Annotated in this window: 13 protein-coding genes; 4 read left to right on the forward strand and 9 right to left on the reverse strand. The window is 68.7% G+C overall.

Annotated elements, in window-relative coordinates:
- Positions 1 to 89: 89 nt before the first annotated feature.
- The 5 genes from CSC70_RS02560 to hutI all read right to left on the reverse strand — a co-directional run bounded on the left by CSC70_RS02560 (position 90) and on the right by hutI (position 6,310).
- Complete coding sequence (locus tag CSC70_RS02560; protein ID WP_162455054.1) at positions 90 to 878, reverse strand: M48 family metallopeptidase; 789 nt, start codon at positions 876 to 878, stop codon at positions 90 to 92.
- Positions 879 to 918: 40 nt separating this feature from the next.
- Positions 919 to 2,586, reverse strand: coding sequence for a urocanate hydratase (gene hutU / locus CSC70_RS02565; RefSeq protein WP_162455055.1), 1,668 nt, complete (start codon positions 2,584 to 2,586; stop codon positions 919 to 921).
- The gene (gene hutG, locus CSC70_RS02570; RefSeq protein ID WP_162455056.1) at positions 2,583 to 3,449 is read right to left on the reverse strand and encodes an N-formylglutamate deformylase; all 867 of its coding nucleotides are present in this window, start codon (positions 3,447 to 3,449) and stop codon (positions 2,583 to 2,585) included. The genes hutU and hutG overlap by 4 nt, the downstream gene beginning before the upstream one ends.
- 93 nt (positions 3,450 to 3,542) lie before the next feature.
- Positions 3,543 to 5,084 (reverse strand): histidine ammonia-lyase, encoded by a 1,542-nt coding sequence (gene hutH / locus CSC70_RS02575; protein ID WP_162455057.1) that lies wholly within the window; start codon positions 5,082 to 5,084, stop codon positions 3,543 to 3,545.
- Positions 5,081 to 6,310 (reverse strand): imidazolonepropionase, encoded by a 1,230-nt coding sequence (hutI, locus tag CSC70_RS02580; RefSeq protein WP_162455058.1) that lies wholly within the window; start codon positions 6,308 to 6,310, stop codon positions 5,081 to 5,083. Before hutI ends, hutH begins: the two co-directional genes overlap by 4 nt.
- Positions 6,311 to 6,395: 85 nt before the next feature.
- On the opposite strand from hutI, the gene CSC70_RS02585 reads away from it, so the two are divergent.
- Positions 6,396 to 7,769: a formimidoylglutamate deiminase gene (locus CSC70_RS02585; RefSeq protein ID WP_162455059.1), complete on the forward strand. Its 1,374-nt coding sequence runs from the start codon at positions 6,396 to 6,398 to the stop codon at positions 7,767 to 7,769.
- Positions 7,766 to 8,512 (forward strand): histidine utilization transcriptional repressor HutC, encoded by a 747-nt coding sequence (gene hutC / locus CSC70_RS02590; protein ID WP_162455060.1) that lies wholly within the window; start codon positions 7,766 to 7,768, stop codon positions 8,510 to 8,512. The genes CSC70_RS02585 and hutC overlap by 4 nt, the downstream gene beginning before the upstream one ends.
- A 6-nt stretch (positions 8,513 to 8,518) precedes the next feature.
- On the opposite strand, the gene CSC70_RS02595 is transcribed toward hutC, so the two are convergent.
- Together CSC70_RS02595 and ttcA are read right to left on the reverse strand one after the other, a co-directional pair.
- On the reverse strand, positions 8,519 to 9,424 hold the full coding sequence (locus tag CSC70_RS02595) for a recombination-associated protein RdgC (RefSeq protein ID WP_162455061.1): 906 nt from the start codon (positions 9,422 to 9,424) through the stop codon (positions 8,519 to 8,521).
- Between the two features lie 51 nt (positions 9,425 to 9,475).
- Positions 9,476 to 10,396: a tRNA 2-thiocytidine(32) synthetase TtcA gene (ttcA, locus tag CSC70_RS02600; protein WP_162455062.1), complete on the reverse strand. Its 921-nt coding sequence runs from the start codon at positions 10,394 to 10,396 to the stop codon at positions 9,476 to 9,478.
- 78 nt (positions 10,397 to 10,474) lie between these two features.
- Here ttcA and CSC70_RS02605 point away from each other — a divergent pair, with 78 nt between their 5' ends.
- Both CSC70_RS02605 and CSC70_RS02610 read left to right on the forward strand, forming a co-directional pair.
- A complete protein-coding gene (locus CSC70_RS02605) occupies positions 10,475 to 10,681 on the forward strand; it encodes a YdcH family protein (RefSeq protein WP_162455063.1) in 207 nt (68 codons plus the stop codon).
- A 295-nt stretch (positions 10,682 to 10,976) separates the two neighbouring features.
- Entirely contained in the window at positions 10,977 to 11,684 is a 708-nt protein-coding gene (locus tag CSC70_RS02610) for an N-acyl amino acid synthase FeeM domain-containing protein (protein WP_162455064.1), read from the forward strand.
- A gap of 21 nt (positions 11,685 to 11,705) precedes the next feature.
- Here CSC70_RS02610 and plsB read toward each other — a convergent pair whose 3' ends face one another.
- Positions 11,706 to 14,351, reverse strand: coding sequence for a glycerol-3-phosphate 1-O-acyltransferase PlsB (plsB, locus tag CSC70_RS02615; RefSeq protein ID WP_162455065.1), 2,646 nt, complete (start codon positions 14,349 to 14,351; stop codon positions 11,706 to 11,708).
- 28 nt (positions 14,352 to 14,379) lie between these two features.
- Positions 14,380 to 15,324, reverse strand: coding sequence for a hypothetical protein (locus CSC70_RS02620; RefSeq protein ID WP_162455066.1), 945 nt, complete (start codon positions 15,322 to 15,324; stop codon positions 14,380 to 14,382).
- Positions 15,325 to 15,359 lie beyond the last annotated feature (35 nt).

Raw genomic sequence — 15,359 nt, forward strand, 5'->3', positions numbered from 1 at the left:
CTAATGTGTTCCGGGTCACAATTCTCCGCTTCCGGCGCCACAGCATTGTTCGCGAATCGGGAACCTGACGTTCCTGTTCAGCTGGCGGCTCAAATCGCCAGCAGATGCCGCAGTCCGCCTTTCAACGCCCGGCCTTCGTGGTGGAAGTAGTCGCGTTCCTGCCGCCAGTCGGGGCGGCGGGCCTCGACTTCAGCCCAGAACCGCGGCGAGTGGTCGCGGTGGATCAGGTGGCAGAGCTCGTGCACCAGCACGTATTCGAAAGCCGACGGGCGCGCCAGCACCAGCGACAGGTCCAGGGTCAGGCTGTCGTCGGGCGCCAGCGAGCCCCATTGCGAGGACATCACCTTGAAGCGGATCCGGCGCGGCGCGCGCGGCAGGTCGGACAGGTATTTCGGCATCCAGACACCAACATCGGCGCGCGCTTCGGCCTCGTAGAACTGGCGCAGCACGCGCCGCAGCGCGGCGTCGCCGGCCCGCGCCGAGCGCTGGAACAGCAGTCGGTCGCCCTCGCGGCGCAGATTGGAAAAAGGCCCGTCCTGCCAGTGCAATGGCCACGATTGACCGCGCAACGGCAGGGCGTCGGTCTGGCCGGCGACGAAATCGGGCAGGACATCGGCATCGCGGAAATGCGCCAGCTGCGCCTGCAGCCATTCGCGGTGCTGGAGCAGGAAGCGCGCGCCGCTGACCCGGCTGGCGCGGGCCGGCAGGGTCAGCCGCGCGCCGCGCTCGTCCACGCTCAGTTTCAGCCGTCGCGCGCGCGGGTCTCGCACGCGCAATACGGTCACGGTCGAGCCGTCATCAAGCATCAATTCGACATGATCGCGCTCGATCGGACGCGCGACTGGGCGCGGTGGGGAAATCAGGCGGCGCAGCGACATGCCATGAGTATGCCGCGCGCGTGGTGAAAAGAGGTCGCGGTCAGCCGAGGATGCCGGGCAGGTCCAGGCCTTTTTCCTTCGCGCAATCGATGGCGATTTGGTAGCCGGCGTCGGCATGGCGCATCACGCCGGTGGCCGGGTCGTTCCACAGCACGCGGGCGATGCGCTTGTCGGCCGCTTCGCTGCCGTCGCAGACGATGACCATGCCGGCATGTTGCGAAAAACCCATGCCGACGCCGCCGCCGTGGTGCAGCGACACCCAGGTGGCGCCGGAGGCAGTGTTGAGCAGGGCGTTCAGCAGCGGCCAGTCGGAGACCGCGTCCGAGCCATCGCGCATGGCCTCGGTTTCGCGGTTCGGCGAGGCCACGCTGCCGCTGTCCAGATGGTCGCGGCCTATCACCACCGGCGCCTTCAGTTCGCCGGTGCGGACCATTTCGTTGAAAGCCAGGCCGAGGCGGTCGCGGTCGCCCAGGCCGACCCAGCAGATGCGCGCCGGCAGGCCCTGGAACTTGATCTTCTCGCGCGCCATGTCCAGCCAGCGGTGCAGGTGGCTGTCATCGGGCAGTAGTTCCTTGACCTTGGCGTCGGTCTTGTAGATGTCTTCCGGGTCGCCGGACAGCGCCGCCCAGCGGAACGGGCCGACGCCGCGACAGAACAGCGGGCGGATGTAGGCCGGGACGAAGCCGGGGAAATCGAAGGCGTTGTCCACGCCTTCCTCCAGCGCCATTTGCCGCAGGTTGTTGCCGTAGTCCACGGTTGGCACGCCGAGCGCATGGAAGCCGAGCATGGCGCGAATGTGCACGGCCATCGAGGCGCGCGCGGCCTTTTCCACGTCCTTCGGCGCGGAGACGCGCTGCGCGTCCCACTGTTCGACCGTCCAGCCGAGCGGCAGGTAGCCGTTGACCGGGTCGTGGGCCGAGGTCTGGTCGGTCAGCAGGTCCGGTTTGATGCCGCGCTTCAGCAGTTCCGGCAGCACGTCGGCGACGTTGCCGAGCAGGCCGACCGACAGCGGTTTCTTCGTCGCGCAGGACTCGGCGATCAGTTTCAGCGCCTCGTCCAGCGAATCGGTCCAGGTATCCAGGTAGCCGGTGCGCAGGCGCATGTCGATGCTGCTCTTGCGGCATTCCACCGCCAGGCACGAGGCGCCGGCCATCACCGCCGCCAGCGGCTGCGCACCGCCCATGCCGCCCAGTCCGGCGGTGAACACCCACTTGCCGGCGAGCTGGCCGTCGTAGTGCTGGCGGCCCATTTCGACGAAGGTTTCGTAGGTGCCCTGGACGATGCCTTGCGCGCCGATGTAGATCCAGCTGCCGGCGGTCATCTGCCCGTACATCATCAGGCCCTTGCGATCGAGTTCGTTGAAGTGGTCCCAATTGGCCCAGCGCGGCACCAGGTTGGAGTTGGCGATCAGCACCCGCGGCGCGTCGGCATGGGTGCGGAACACGCCGACCGGCTTGCCCGACTGCACCAGCAGGGTCTGGTCGTCGTCGAGCCGCTTCAGGGTGTCGACGATGGCGTCGAAGCTTTCCCAGTCGCGCGCGGCGCGGCCGATGCCGCCGTACACCACCAGTTCCTGCGGGCGTTCGGCCACGTCCGGGTGCAGGTTGTTCTGGATCATGCGCAGTGGCGCTTCGGTCAGCCAGCTCTTGGCGCTGAGCGTGGTGCCGGTGGGCGCGGCGATGGAGCGGGTCGGGTCGATGCGGGTCATGGGCGGAATCCGGAAGCGGAAACAGAATCGGAATCGGAATCGGAATCGGAAGCGAAGCGGAGGCAGGCCATCAGCACGTCTTGCAGCACGCCGCGCAGGGCCTCGGCGCGGGCGTCGTCCCACGGCGTGGGCCAGGTGTCGGCGGTGATGGCGGAAGGCTCGTCCATGTAGCCGCGGCAGGCCAGTTCCATCTGGATCGCGTGCACGCCGTCAGCCGGCTTGCCATGGTGACGCGTGCTCCAGCCGCCGGTAAAGCGGCCGTTGCGCACGTGGCTGTAGCCGCTGCCGGCGCAGACCGCTTCCACCGCATCGGTCAGCGCGGCATCGCAACTGGCGTCGTGGTTGCTGCCGATGTTGAACTGCGGCAGCTCGCCGGCGAACAGGTGCGGGATGCGCGAGCGGATCGAATGCGCGTCGTAGACGACGATGCGCGGATGACGCTGGCGCAGGCGCGCGATCTCGGCCGACAGCGCAGCGTGGTACGGAGCGAACCAGCGATCACGACGGCGTGCGATGTCTTCCACGTCGGGTTCGCGGCCGGGCCGGTACAGCGGTTCGTCGTCGAAGGTGGTCGTCGGGCACAGCGCGGTGGTGTTCTGGCCCGGATACAGCGAGGCGCCGGACGGATCGCGATTGACGTCGATGACCGAACGCGAAATCGCCGTGCGCACCATGGTGGCGCCCGTTGCGCCGGCGAAGGCGTACAGGCGATGCACCCACCAGTCGGCATCGCGCCGCGCCAGCCACGGTGAGACGAAGTCCGCGTCCAGTCCATCCGGCAGCTCGGTGCCGGTATGCGGAAGGCTGACGATCAGCGGAGCGTCGCCGCGGTGGATTTCCAGCCAGTCGGGGGTGTCAGTCATCGATGCGTCTGCCTGCCGAGACCCTCATCCGGCGCTCCACGCCACCTTCTCCCGCGAACGGGAGAAGGGGGGAAGCATGCAAGGACATGTCGTTCACAGAGCCGTCTCCGCCCCCGGCAGGGCCATGCCGACGCTGCGGACCAGTTCGCCCGAACGTACCAGGGCGGTGGCGGCGAGCATGTCGGGATGGAAGTAGCGGTCTTCCTGCAGCGTCGGCACCTGCGCGCGCAGCAGGGTGCGCGCGGCTTCCAGCGGCGCGCTCGAACGCAACGGAGCGTGGAAGTCGCAGCCTTGCGCGGCGGCCAACAGCTCGATCCCGACCACGTGGGCGGCGTTCTCGGCCATCGTCAACAGCCGGCGTGCGCCGTGCGCGGCCATCGACACGTGATCTTCCTGGTTGGCCGAGGTCGGAATCGAATCGACGCTGGCCGGATAGGCGCGCTGCTTGTTTTCCGACACCAGCGCAGCGGCGGTGACCTGCGGGATCATGAAGCCCGAGTTCAATCCCGGCCGCGGGGTCAGGAACGCCGGCAGACCGGACAGCGCCGGATCGACCAGCATGGCGATTCGGCGTTCGCTGATCGAACCGATCTCGCACACGGCCATCGCCAGCATGTCGGCGGCGAAGGCGACCGGTTCGGCGTGGAAGTTGCCGCCGGACAGCGCCTCGCCGCTGTCGGCGAACACCAGCGGGTTGTCGGACACGCCGTTGGCCTCGGTGTGCAGCATTTGCGCGGCGGCGCGGATCACGTCCAGCGCCGCGCCCATCACCTGCGGCTGGCAGCGCAAACAGTACGGATCCTGCACGCGCACGTCGTCGTCGCGGTGCGATTCGCGGATCAACGAGCCGGCCATCAGCGCGCGCAGCGCATCGGCGACGATGATCTGCCCCGGCTGTCCGCGCAAGGCATGGATGCGCGGATCGAACGGCGTGTCCGAGCCCTTGGCCGCTTCGGTGGACAGCGCGCCGGCGACCAACGCGGCGCGGAACGCGTCCTCGATGGCGAACAGTCCGGCCAGCGCGTTGGCGGTGGAGAACTGGGTGCCGTTGAGCAGGGCCAGGCCTTCCTTCGCGCCCAGTTGCACCGGCGCCAGCCCGGCGTGTTGCAGCGCCTCGGCGGCAGGCAGGCGCTGCTCGCCGTGCCAGGCTTCGCCGACCCCGATCAGGGCGGCGGCCAGGTGCGACAGCGGGGCGAGGTCGCCGGAGGCGCCGACCGAGCCCTGCGCCGGCACTACCGGAATCACGTCCCGTTGCAGCATCGCTTCCAGCAGGGCCAGGGTCTGCGGACGGATGCCCGAGGCACCCTGGGCCAGGCTGGCCAGCTTCAGCGCCATCATCAGCCGCGCCACCGGGGCCGGCATCGGTTCGCCGACGCCGGCCGCATGCGACAGCACGATGTTCCGTTGCAGTGTGGCCAGGTCGTCGTGCTCGATGCGCACGCTGGCCAGTTTGCCGAAGCCGGTATTGATGCCGTAGACCGGCGCGCCGCGTTCGACGATCGCTTCGACCGCGTGCGCGCCGCGTTCGACCGCGGGCAGGGCGGCGGGGTCGAGCGCGAGCGCCGCGCCGTCGAGGATGGCGCGCCATTGCGGCAGCGCGACCGCGCCGGGGCGCAGGATCAGGGATTCGCTCATGCGTCCTCCGGACGAAGGCTGTGGTGACGCCCCTGGCGGACGCGGGCGTGCAGTGGATTGAAACCGATCCGGTAGACCAGATCGGCCGGGGCCTCGATGTCCCAGATGGCCAGGTCGCAGTCCAGCCCGGGCGCGAGCCGGCCGATGCGCTGCTGCCGGCCCATCGCGCGCGCGGCCTCGCGGGTGAAGCCGGCAAGGCATTCGTCCACGGTCAGGCGAAACAGGGTGGCGCCCATGTTCATTGCCAGCAGCGGGCTGGTCAGCGGCGAAGTGCCGGGATTGCAGTCGGTCGCCAGCGCGATTGGTACCCCGGCGTCGCGCAGCGCCTGCACCGGCGGCAGCCGGGTTTCGCGGGTGGCGTAGAACGCGCCGGGCAGCAGGGTGGCGACGGTGCCGGCGGTGGCCATCGCGGCGATGCCTGCGTCGTCGAGATACTCGATGTGGTCGGCCGACAGCGCGCCGTGGCGAGCGGCCAGCTCGGCGCCATGCTGGTTGCTGAGCTGCTCGGCATGGATCTTGATCTTCAGTCCGTGCTCCTGCGCGGCGGCGAATACCTGTGCGGCCTGGGCCGTGGAGAAGGCGATGTCCTCGCAGAACACGTCGACCGCTTCGGCCAGCCCGGCGGCGGCCACGGCCGGGATCATCAGCGTGCAGACCTCGTCGATGTAGGCCTGCGGATCGACGCCCGGCGGCGTGGCATGCGCGCCAAGGAAGGTCGTCGCCACGCCGATGTCGCGCAGCTCGCCCAGCCGCCGCGCCGCGCGCAGCTGCTTCAGTTCGTGTTCCAGCGTCAGCCCGTAGCCGGACTTCACTTCCACCGTGGTCACGCCTTCGGCCAGCAGGGCTTCCAAGCGCGGCAGGCTCTGCGCCAGCAGTTCGTCTTCGCTGGCCTCGCGCGTGGCCCGGACCGTGGCTAGGATGCCGCCGCCGTCGCGGGCGATGTCGGCATAGCTGGCGCCGAGCAGGCGCTGCTCGAATTCGTTGGCGCGGTTGCCGGCGTACACCAAGTGGGTGTGGCAATCGATCAGGCCAGGCCCGATCCAGCGTCCGTCGCAATCGATCTCGTGATCGGCCTGCAGGCCGTCGGGCAACGCGGCCGTCGGTCCGACCCAGACGATGCGGCCATCGCGGGCGGCGATGGCGCCGTCGCGCACGCTACCCGTCCCGGCGCCGTCGAGCGTCATCAGGTGGGCGTTGTGCCATAAGGTGTCGCAGTGCTGGACCATCGGTCAGGCTCTAATATTTGTCTATACAATATAAAGGGTCGGGATGGGTGTCCAGCATGATGCCCGTCCGAAAACGGGAACGGCGATGGCTGATACGACATTCTGGATCGAACACGCCCTGTTGTCCGACGGCTGGGCGAGTGCAGTCCGCATGGGCAGCAAGGATGGACGCATTGCCGAACTGGCGACAGGGCAGACCTGCCAGCCAGGTGATGTATGTCTGGCGATCGGCGTGCCCGGTCTGGGCAACCTGCACAGCCACGCCTTCCAGCGCGGCATGGCCGGCCTGACCGAAGCCCGTGGCGCCGGCGTCGATGGCAGCGACAGTTTCTGGAGCTGGCGTGAACTGATGTACCGCTTCCTTGACCGCCTTGATCCGGACGACTTTCAGGCCATCGCCGAGCAGGCATACATGGAAATGCTGGAAGCCGGCTTCACCCGGGTCGGCGAATTCCACTATCTGCATCATGCACCCGACGGTCGTGCCTACGCCGATCCGGCTGAAATGGCGACGCGGGTGGCTGCCGCCGCGCAGATGACTGGTATCGGCCTGAGCCTGCTGCCGGTGTTCTACGCCCATGCTGATTTCGGCGGTGCGGCGCCGAGCCCGGCACAGCGGCGGCTGATCCACGACGTGGACGGTTTCGCCGCCTTGCTGGAAGGCAGCGCGCGCGCCATCGCGCCGCTGGGCGATGCGGTGCTGGGCATGGCGCCGCACAGCCTGCGCGCGGTGACGCCGCAGGAGCTGTCGGCGCTGCTGCCGTTGAACGCCGGCCCGGTGCACATCCACATCGCCGAACAGTTGCGCGAGGTCGAGGCCTGCCTGGCCTGGAGCGGACAACGACCACTGCAATGGCTGCTGACCAACGCACCGGTGGACGAGCGCTGGTGTCTGGTGCATGCCACCCACGCGCACGCGGACGAAGTCGCCGCCATCGCCGCCAGCGGCGCGGTGGTCGGCCTGTGTCCGATTACCGAGGCGAATCTCGGCGACGGCGTGTTCCCGATGCGGAACTTCGTCGCCGCCGGCGGACGGTTCGGCGTCGGCTCCGACTCCAACGTGCTGATCGACGCAGCCGAAGAACTGCGCTTGCTCGAATACGTGCAGCGGCTTCAGCATTGTGGCCGCAACGTGCTGGTACCGCCGATCACGTCCGCCAGCAGCGGGCGCTGGCTGTTCGAAAGCGCCCTGCACGGTGCCGCACAGGCATTGGGCGTGGAGACGGGTCTGCGGGTCGGCGCGCCAGCCGACCTGGTCGAACTGGATCCGACGCATCCCGCATTGGCCTCACGCAAAGGCGATGCCTGGCTTGACAGCTGGGTGTTCGCCGCGGCAGGCAGTGCGGTACGCTCGGTGTGGCGCAACGGCGAACCGCTGGTGGCCGAAGGCCGTCATCGGCAGCGCGAAGCCATCGAGTGTCGTTCTCGCGACACCTTGCGGCGGATCCTGCAGCAATGACCCGCCCGCGCGCGACCGTCGTCAGCCTGAACCAGCGCATCCGCGACGACATCGAAGCCCGAATCCGCAGCGGTGAATGGCCGCCCGGCCATCGCATCCCGTCCGAACACGAGCTGATGGCTCGCTACGGCTGTTCGCGGATGACGGTGAACAAGGTGCTGAGCATGCTGGCTGCCCATGGCGTCATCGAGCGCCGGCGCCGCGCCGGCTCGTTCGTGGCTCGGCCGCATCCGCACATCGAGTCGGTGGCGCTGGACATCGCCGACATCCCGCTGGAGGTGACCCAGCGCGGCCACGATTACCGCTTCCAGCTGTTGTCGCGGCGCAAGCGCCGACCGCGGCGCGGGCATGGGCCGGAAATGCAGGTGGCGGGCGACGGCAGCCTGTTGGTCTTGCAGAGCCTGCATCTGTCAGACAGTGCGCCGTTCGCGCTGGAGGAGCGCGTGATCGGACTGGCCGCAGTGCCGCAGGCGCAGCAGCAGCCGTTCGATCGCATCGCGCCGGGAAGCTGGTTGTTGCAGCACGTGCCGTGGACGCGCGCGGTGCACCGGATCAGCGCGGTCAACGCTGATGCGGAGCAGGCGCGTCGGCTGCAGGTGGAGGCCGGCACGGCCTGTCTGGTGATCGAACGTCAGACCTGGCGCGGCGAACAGCCGATCACCTACGTCAGGCAGATGTTCCTCGGCGAGGCCTACGACCTGGTCGCGCGTTTCGCTCCGGGTCGCCCGGCGCGGCGCGACTGATTCGGCTCAGCTTTCGGCGCGGCTCAGCTTCAGCGCCGGCTCCAGCACGGCGAACAGGCGCCTGAGCTCGCCGGCCATCAGCGCGAAGCGGGCGTCGAGCTCGGCATGCAGGTCGTCGCGGCTGTCGCCTTCCAGCTGTTCGACCGCACCGTCGAGGAACTTCAGCTTGCGGATCACCAGATCCTCGCCGAGCACGAAGGACACGTGGTCGTCCAGGGTCAGCGCCAGCCGGGTGACCTGCTTGCCGGCTTCCAGATGGGTGGCGATCTCGTCGCTCTGCAGTTCCTGGTGCTGGCACTTGACCACCGCGCCGCCGTCGATCGCGTCCTTCAGCTCGCACTCTTCGCCCAGCGCCAGCCCCTCGGGCAGTGGCTCGCCGGCGATCCAGCCGGTCAGTACCGAACGCGTGGCGACTTCGGCGTTCAGCGGCAGTGCCGGGAAGCTGCCCATCGCATGGCGGATCTCCGACACCAGCGCCTCGGCGTTCTTGCGCGAAGACGTATCGACCGCGACGAAGCCGTGTTCCAGGTCGATCAGGGCGTCGGTGCGCGAGGGCTTGACGAAGGCGCGCGGTAGCAGCTCGTGGACCAGGTCTTCCTTGATCCGCTTGCGGGTGCGGCCGCCGGGTTTGCGCCCTTCCTTCTGTTCGATCTCCTGCAGCTTCTGCGCCAGCAGGTCGTTGACCACCACCGCCGGCAACAGCCGGTCCTCGCCGCCCAGGCTCAGCCAGATCGAGTTGTCGACGCGGTGCGACAAGGCTTCGCTGTCGCGGCCGAACGGCGGGATGAAGCCGCGCGAGGACAGCTCCAGCGGGCCGACCGGCTTCAGCGTCGCCTCGGGCAGTTGCGCATCCAATTGCGAGAAGTCGAGCGTGGTGGGGAAACGGAACAGGGTCAGATTGCGGAAGAACATGGACAGGACAGGAAGGAGTGGAAGAGGGAAACGGGAAGAAAGCGGTGACGGTCAGGGACCGTCGTCCGGGTCGCGCGCGCTGTCGCCGGCCAGCCACTGGTGGGCGTCGGCGATGGCGGCACCGTCGCGATGGCCGAGCGAGAGGAAGTCGAACAACGCCGGGTCGGCCAGTTGCGAGGGGCGTATGTCGCCCAGCGCGCGGGCGATGGTTTCGATGCGGCCGGGATGCTGCTTCTCCCACTGTTGCAGCATCAACCCGACCTGCCGGCGCTGCAGGTTTTCCTGGCTGCCGCACAGGTTGCAGGGGATGATCGGAAATTCCTTGGCTTCGGCATAGGCGGCGATGTCGTCCTCGCGCACGTAGGCCAGCGGCCGGATCACCACGTGCTTGCCGTCGTCCGAGCGCAGCTTGGGCGGCATGCCGGACAGCTTGGCGTGGTGGAACAGGTTGAGGAAGAACGTGGCCACCCTGTCGTCGCGGTGGTGGCCCAGGGCGATCTTGCTGAAGCCTTCGGCCTCGGCGTGCGAATACAGCGCGCCGCGACGCAGGCGCGAGCACAGCGAACACATGGTCTTGCCTTCCGGAATCACCCGGCTGACCACCGAATAGGTGTCCTGCTCGAGGATCCGGTACGGCACGCCGAGCGATTCGAGGTACTGCGGCAGCACGTGCTCGGGGAAGCCCGGCTGCTTCTGGTCCAGATTGACCGCCACCAGTTCGAAGCGCACCGGCGCCTTCTTCTGCAGCTGCAGCAGGATGTCCAGCATCGTGTAGCTGTCCTTGCCGCCGGACAGGCAGACCATGACCTTGTCGCCGTCCTCGATCATGCCGAAGTCGGCGATGGCCTGGCCGACCTGGCGGCGCAGGCGCTTGCCCAGCTTGAGCTGTTCGCGGCGCGCGCGCGCGGCATCGCCTGGCCCGCGCGAAGGCGGATCGACCAGTGGCAGCGGCAGCGACGGGGAGGCGTTCATTGGACCGGTCATTGTAGCGGCTGGGTAGCGGCAAGCCGCGTCTGTTCCGGTGCGCGGCTTTGTGTATATGCTGACCGGGTGGAACCGACCAACCCCGCCGAGATCGCCCAGCGCGTGGCCGAGCTGAAGCTCGAGCACCGCGATCTGGATGCCGAGATCGCGCGCATGATCGACGATGCGCCAGCCGACGAGCTGACGATCAAGCGCCTGAAGAAGCGCAAGCTGCAGCTGAAGGACTGCATCGCCCGGCTGGAAAGCCGCCTGATTCCCGACCAGCCGGCCTGAACAACGCGTTGAGGCCCGCACCACGGGACGTTCAAAGCTGACGCTGCGCGCGCAGCAGGGGCGCGGGCCGCCCCTGCCTCAAGTATCCGGTTACCGACGGAATATCGCGTCGATTTCGACTATTCCTATTGTATTTCAATGGCTTGCAGTCCATTCCCGTATTGTCGGGCACGGTTGGCCCGGAGCTTGCTTGAATGACAGGGAAAGCAGTGGAACCCGCTTCCTGTCCGGGGCGGTTCCGCATGGTTGTCATGCGCCGGCACGATGCTGGGCGCCCTCCCTGGATATTGCGGACATGAACGAACTGGGCATGCAGCGCCATGAACGCGACGACCTCACGGTCGCCGCCGCGCATGCCTGCGCCGAACGGGTCGACCAGCGCGTCCGCCACCTCGACGAGGGCGAGCCGCTGGACGGCGTGCTGCAGCTGCGGCGCGAGGTCTACCAGGGCGAGCAGGGCTATCCGCTGCAGAACATCCGCCAGCTGGCCGACGGACTCGACGCCAGCGGCACGATCCTGGTGGCCGAAGACGGCGACCGCGCCATCGCCACCTTGCGCCTGCACGACTTCGCCTCGCCGATGGTGCAGGTCGAATACGGCCAGTTGCTCGAATACGACCGTTTCGCCGCCGCCTGGCACCCGCGCTCGGTCGCGGTCGGTTCGCGGCTGGCAGTCCGTTCCGACCGCCGCAACGTCGAAGTGGTCGGCGCATTGTTCGACGCCTGCTACCGCAACGCGCAGGCGCGCGGTCTGCGTTTCGTTCTGGTCGCCTGCCTGCCGTCGTTGCTGCCGCTGTTCGAGCACTACGGCTTCCGCGAATACCTGCCGCCGGCAGCGGGTATCCGTACCGAGGCGGTATTGCGGATGGTGCTGGTGATGGAAGACGCGGTGCATTTCCGCCAGTGCGGTTCGCCGCTGCTGTCGCAGGTGCGGCAGCCGGCGCAGGGCGCTGCCAGCCGCGACTGGCTGCAGCGCAGTTTCCGCCATCTCGATTCGGATTGACGATGCGCCGAAGCGGCGGCCTCAGTCGGCCGGCGACTCCGGAATCTCCGGGCGCGCCGCTTCCGGGCTGACCCGCTCGATGGTGTGTTGCAGTTCGCGGCCGAGGATGACCTTGGCGTCCTTGGCCCAGGTGGCCAAGCTTTCGTCGAACGCCAGCTTGCCGTTCTCGTCCGGCCACACCAGCTTCAGTTCGCGCAGCTTCTGGATGAAGCCGCGGAACAGGCTCTTGTCGAAGAACTCCGGCGCGGCCGGCGCGTACAGCAGGCTCAGGCGCTGCGCGGCCTGCTGGCACAGGCTTTCCAGCTCGGCCGTGGCCAGGGTGCCGGGACCGTTCTTCACCAGCACCGAGATGGCGATGTAGTAGCGCTCGAACGCCTGCTGCAGCGAATGGCCGATCGCGCGCAGGCGGAACACCTCGTCGGTCTGGCCGACGTTGCGGGCGAGGATGCCGCCGTCGTCCTCGTTGACCAGTTCCAGCAGCCCTTCGCGCACGAACACGTCGATGGTGCGGTCGATCCGTTCGCCGAACTCGCTGCCGCGCCACGGCAGGAACAGCTCGGCCTGCAGGAACGGGTACAGCGCGCGGCCGAGCGCGACCAGCCGCTTGCGCGACATCCGCCGGTTGTTCTGGAAACAGCAGGCGATCCACGACGAGGCGGTGAACAGGTGCAGGACGTTGTTGCGGTAGTAGCTCAGCAGCACCGCGGCGTCTTCGTCGACCACGTCGATCACGTCGCCCAGCGGGTGGGCGATCCGCCGCAGCACGTTGATCTCCAGGCCGTGGGCGATGATCTGCTCCGGGCTGTGCGGGGTGACCGTGACCCGCTCGGAATACGGCATCTCGGCCAGCATCGTCTTCGACAGCTCGATCTGCGCGATCAGGTCGGCTTCGCCCATCGCGTGCTTGGGCGTGGACAGCAGCGCCAGCGCCAGCAGGTTGATCGGGTTGACGTCGGCGGCGGCGTTGATCCGTACCTGGATGCGCTGGGCCAGCGCGTCGACCATGTGTGCCAGCCACGGCGGGCGTTCTTCCTCGCCGATTGCTTCGCCGTTCCAGTCCGGTGCGTGTTCGGCCAGCATGTCGTTCAGGGCGATCACCTCGCCGAAGTTGACCACCACCTGGCCGTAGTTCTGCCGCAGGATCTTCGGGATGCTCCACAGCAGGCCCCAGATCGATTCCTTCTCCTTTGGCCGGCCCGACAGTTCGTCGAGGTAGCTGTTGCCCTCGATCAGCTTCTCGTAGCCGATGTATACCGGCTGGAACAGCACCGGTTTGCGCGGCTGCCGCAGGTAGGCGCGCACGGTCATCGACAGCATGCCGCCCTTCGGCGCCAGCAGCCGTCCGGTGCGTGAGCGCCCGCCTTCGATGAAGTACTCCATCGAGTAGCCGCCGCCGACCAGCTGCGCCACGTATTCGGAGAACACCGCCGAGTACAGCGGGTTGCCGCGGAAGCTGCGGCGCATGTAGAAGGCGCCGCCCTTGCGCAGCAGGGTGCCGATCACCGGCAGGTCGAGGTTGATGCCGGCGGCGATGTGCGGCGGCACGATGCCGCGTTCGTACAGCAGGTACGACAGCAGCAGGTAATCCATGTGGCTGCGGTGGCTGGGCACGTAGACCACTTCGTGCCCCGGCGCGGCGTCCTTGAACTTTTCCAGATGGTGAACCAGCACGCCGGCGTAGATGCGGTTCCAGACATGGGTCAGCAGGAAGCTGGCCGAGCGCACCACCGGGTTGGAATAGTCGGCGGCGATCTCCCAGGCATAGGCGTGGGCCTTCTTCCAGGCGTCCTCGGGCTTGCTCTTGTCGCGCCTGGCCTGCTCGGTGATCGCCTCGCGCACAGAGTCGGCGGCCAGCACCTTGTCGACCAGCAGGCGGCGGGTCGACAGGTCGGGGCCGATCACCGATTCGCGGATGCGGTTGAAGTGCGTGCGCAGCACCCGCGACAGCTTGCGCACCGTGCGTTCCGGGTCCAGGCCCTCGTCGATGCTCTCACGCAGCGACACCGGCGCGGAGAAGCGCACGATGCTGTCGCGGCCGTTCAGCAGGATCGCCAGCAGGCGGCGGAAGCGGCCGACGATCGCCCAGTTCTCCGAGAACAGCACCGAGAACCAGCCGCTGGCCTTCTCCGGCGCGCGGCCGACGAAGATCGACACCGGCACCAGCTGCACGTCCAGCGCCGGGTCGTTGCGGTGCGCCTGCAGCAGCCGCGCCAGCGAGCCGGAATGGGTCTTGGCGCTGCCCGGCTCGGGGATCAGCACGTTGGTGGCGCTGCGTCGCGACAAGGCGACGTAGGCGCGCTTGCGGCCCAGCGGGTCGCCCGGCAGCGGCGCCAGCGGCGACGGCAGGCCGGCCTCGCGGCAGGCCCGGTCGAGGATCAGTGCGTTGGACAGGCCGTAGTCTTCCAGCACGTAGCAGACCGGGCGCTGATCGACCAGTTCGCGCGGGGACTCGGGTTCGATGCCCAGCCCAAGCCAGGGATCGACCAGCCAGCGGCTCAACCGTGCCCACAGCGGGGTCCGGGCCGGGCGCCGGACCGGGGTCGCGACCATGGCGGTCGTTGCCTCCGGCGTCGCGGGGTCCGGCGCAGGCTTGGGCGCGGGAGTCGGTGTGGCGGCCGGCTCCGACTCGGGGAAGGGCAGCGGATCTTGTTCTGGCATCGTCGGCATTATGGCCCAGAAGCCCGAATCGCCCGGCTCAGGAGGCGCGGGCGTCGGCGGCGGTTTCGGCGTCCGGCGGCAGAGTGTCGGGATCAATCGGCGGCGCTTCCGGCATTTCCGTTTCGGGCGGCGCCGGCAGGGCCTGCGCGGCTTGCAGATAGCTGTCCAGGTACCAGTGGCCGTCGTGGCGGCGCAGCCGGACCACGGCGTCGATCTCCTGTCCAGCCAGCGGATAGTGGATGCGCACCGAGGCGCGGTCGCCGTCCTGCTCGACCAGGCCGGTCTGCAACTCGGCCAGGCTGTGGTCCAGGTCCAGTCCGTAGCCGGCCAGCACCGCCTTGGATTCGGCCAGGAACGGGCCCAGCGCCTGCAGACTGGCCTGCATGCCAGCCGCCTGCAGGGCCGCGTCGCCGTCCAGGCCGGTGGCCTGCGCGGCGGCGACCAGGCGATCGACCGCGGCCCGGCCCAGCGCTGGATCTCCCAGCGGCGCGCGCTGCCCCCAGGCGCTCAGCGCGGCCACCATCTGCAGATAGTGCTGGCGGGCGTCTTCCGGATAGTCGGCCTCGTGCTGCAAGAATTGCTGGCCGAACAGGCCCAGGCTGCGGGCGGCTTCCTTCAGGTCGCTGTTCTGGTTGGCCAGCTGGCGGTCGAAGCTGCGGCGCAGGCGCGTCTTGGCGTCGGGCGCGGACAGGGCCTGCAGCAGCGACGGCACCCGCTCGCCCAGCGGCATCGCCGACAGCGGCCAGCGGCTGTGGCCGTCGCGCCACGCCGCCTCGAAGCGATCGTAGTCCTCCGGCGGCACGGCGGCGCGGGCGTAGCCGACCAGGTCGTTGGCGTGCAGGCGCTCGGCCAGTTGGCGGACCGCGGTGGCCGGCTCGCTGCTTGCGCCCTGCAAGGGCGGGGTGCCGGCATCGGGCCGACAACCGGCCGCGGCCAGCAGCAGGAGCAGCGCCAGCGCCGTGCAAATCGATCGAAGGCTCATGCCCGCATCTTGGGGGGCGACGGCGGCCGCGACAA

It is taken from the genome of Pseudoxanthomonas kalamensis DSM 18571 (assembly GCF_010211745.1).
In the GTDB taxonomy this organism is placed as follows: Bacteria; Pseudomonadota; Gammaproteobacteria; order Xanthomonadales; family Xanthomonadaceae; genus Pseudoxanthomonas_A; species Pseudoxanthomonas_A kalamensis.

What these genes read in the sequence shown, in the direction of transcription:
- CSC70_RS02560 (WP_162455054.1), bottom strand. Translation starts at nt 878, where the DNA reads ATGTCGCTGCGCCGCCTGATTTCCCCACCGCGCCCAGTCGCGCGTCCG.
- CSC70_RS02620 (WP_162455066.1), bottom strand. Translation starts at nt 15,324, where the DNA reads ATGAGCCTTCGATCGATTTGCACGGCGCTGGCGCTGCTCCTGCTGCTG.
- hutG (WP_162455056.1), bottom strand. Translation starts at nt 3,449, where the DNA reads ATGACTGACACCCCCGACTGGCTGGAAATCCACCGCGGCGACGCTCCG.
- hutI (WP_162455058.1), bottom strand. Translation starts at nt 6,310, where the DNA reads ATGGTCCAGCACTGCGACACCTTATGGCACAACGCCCACCTGATGACG.
- CSC70_RS02610 (WP_162455064.1), top strand. Translation starts at nt 10,977, where the DNA reads ATGAACGAACTGGGCATGCAGCGCCATGAACGCGACGACCTCACGGTC.
- hutC (WP_162455060.1), top strand. Translation starts at nt 7,766, where the DNA reads ATGACCCGCCCGCGCGCGACCGTCGTCAGCCTGAACCAGCGCATCCGC.
- CSC70_RS02585 (WP_162455059.1), top strand. Translation starts at nt 6,396, where the DNA reads ATGGCTGATACGACATTCTGGATCGAACACGCCCTGTTGTCCGACGGC.
- hutH (WP_162455057.1), bottom strand. Translation starts at nt 5,084, where the DNA reads ATGAGCGAATCCCTGATCCTGCGCCCCGGCGCGGTCGCGCTGCCGCAA.
- plsB (WP_162455065.1), bottom strand. Translation starts at nt 14,351, where the DNA reads ATGCCGACGATGCCAGAACAAGATCCGCTGCCCTTCCCCGAGTCGGAG.
- hutU (WP_162455055.1), bottom strand. Translation starts at nt 2,586, where the DNA reads ATGACCCGCATCGACCCGACCCGCTCCATCGCCGCGCCCACCGGCACC.
- ttcA (WP_162455062.1), bottom strand. Translation starts at nt 10,396, where the DNA reads ATGAACGCCTCCCCGTCGCTGCCGCTGCCACTGGTCGATCCGCCTTCG.
- CSC70_RS02595 (WP_162455061.1), bottom strand. Translation starts at nt 9,424, where the DNA reads ATGTTCTTCCGCAATCTGACCCTGTTCCGTTTCCCCACCACGCTCGAC.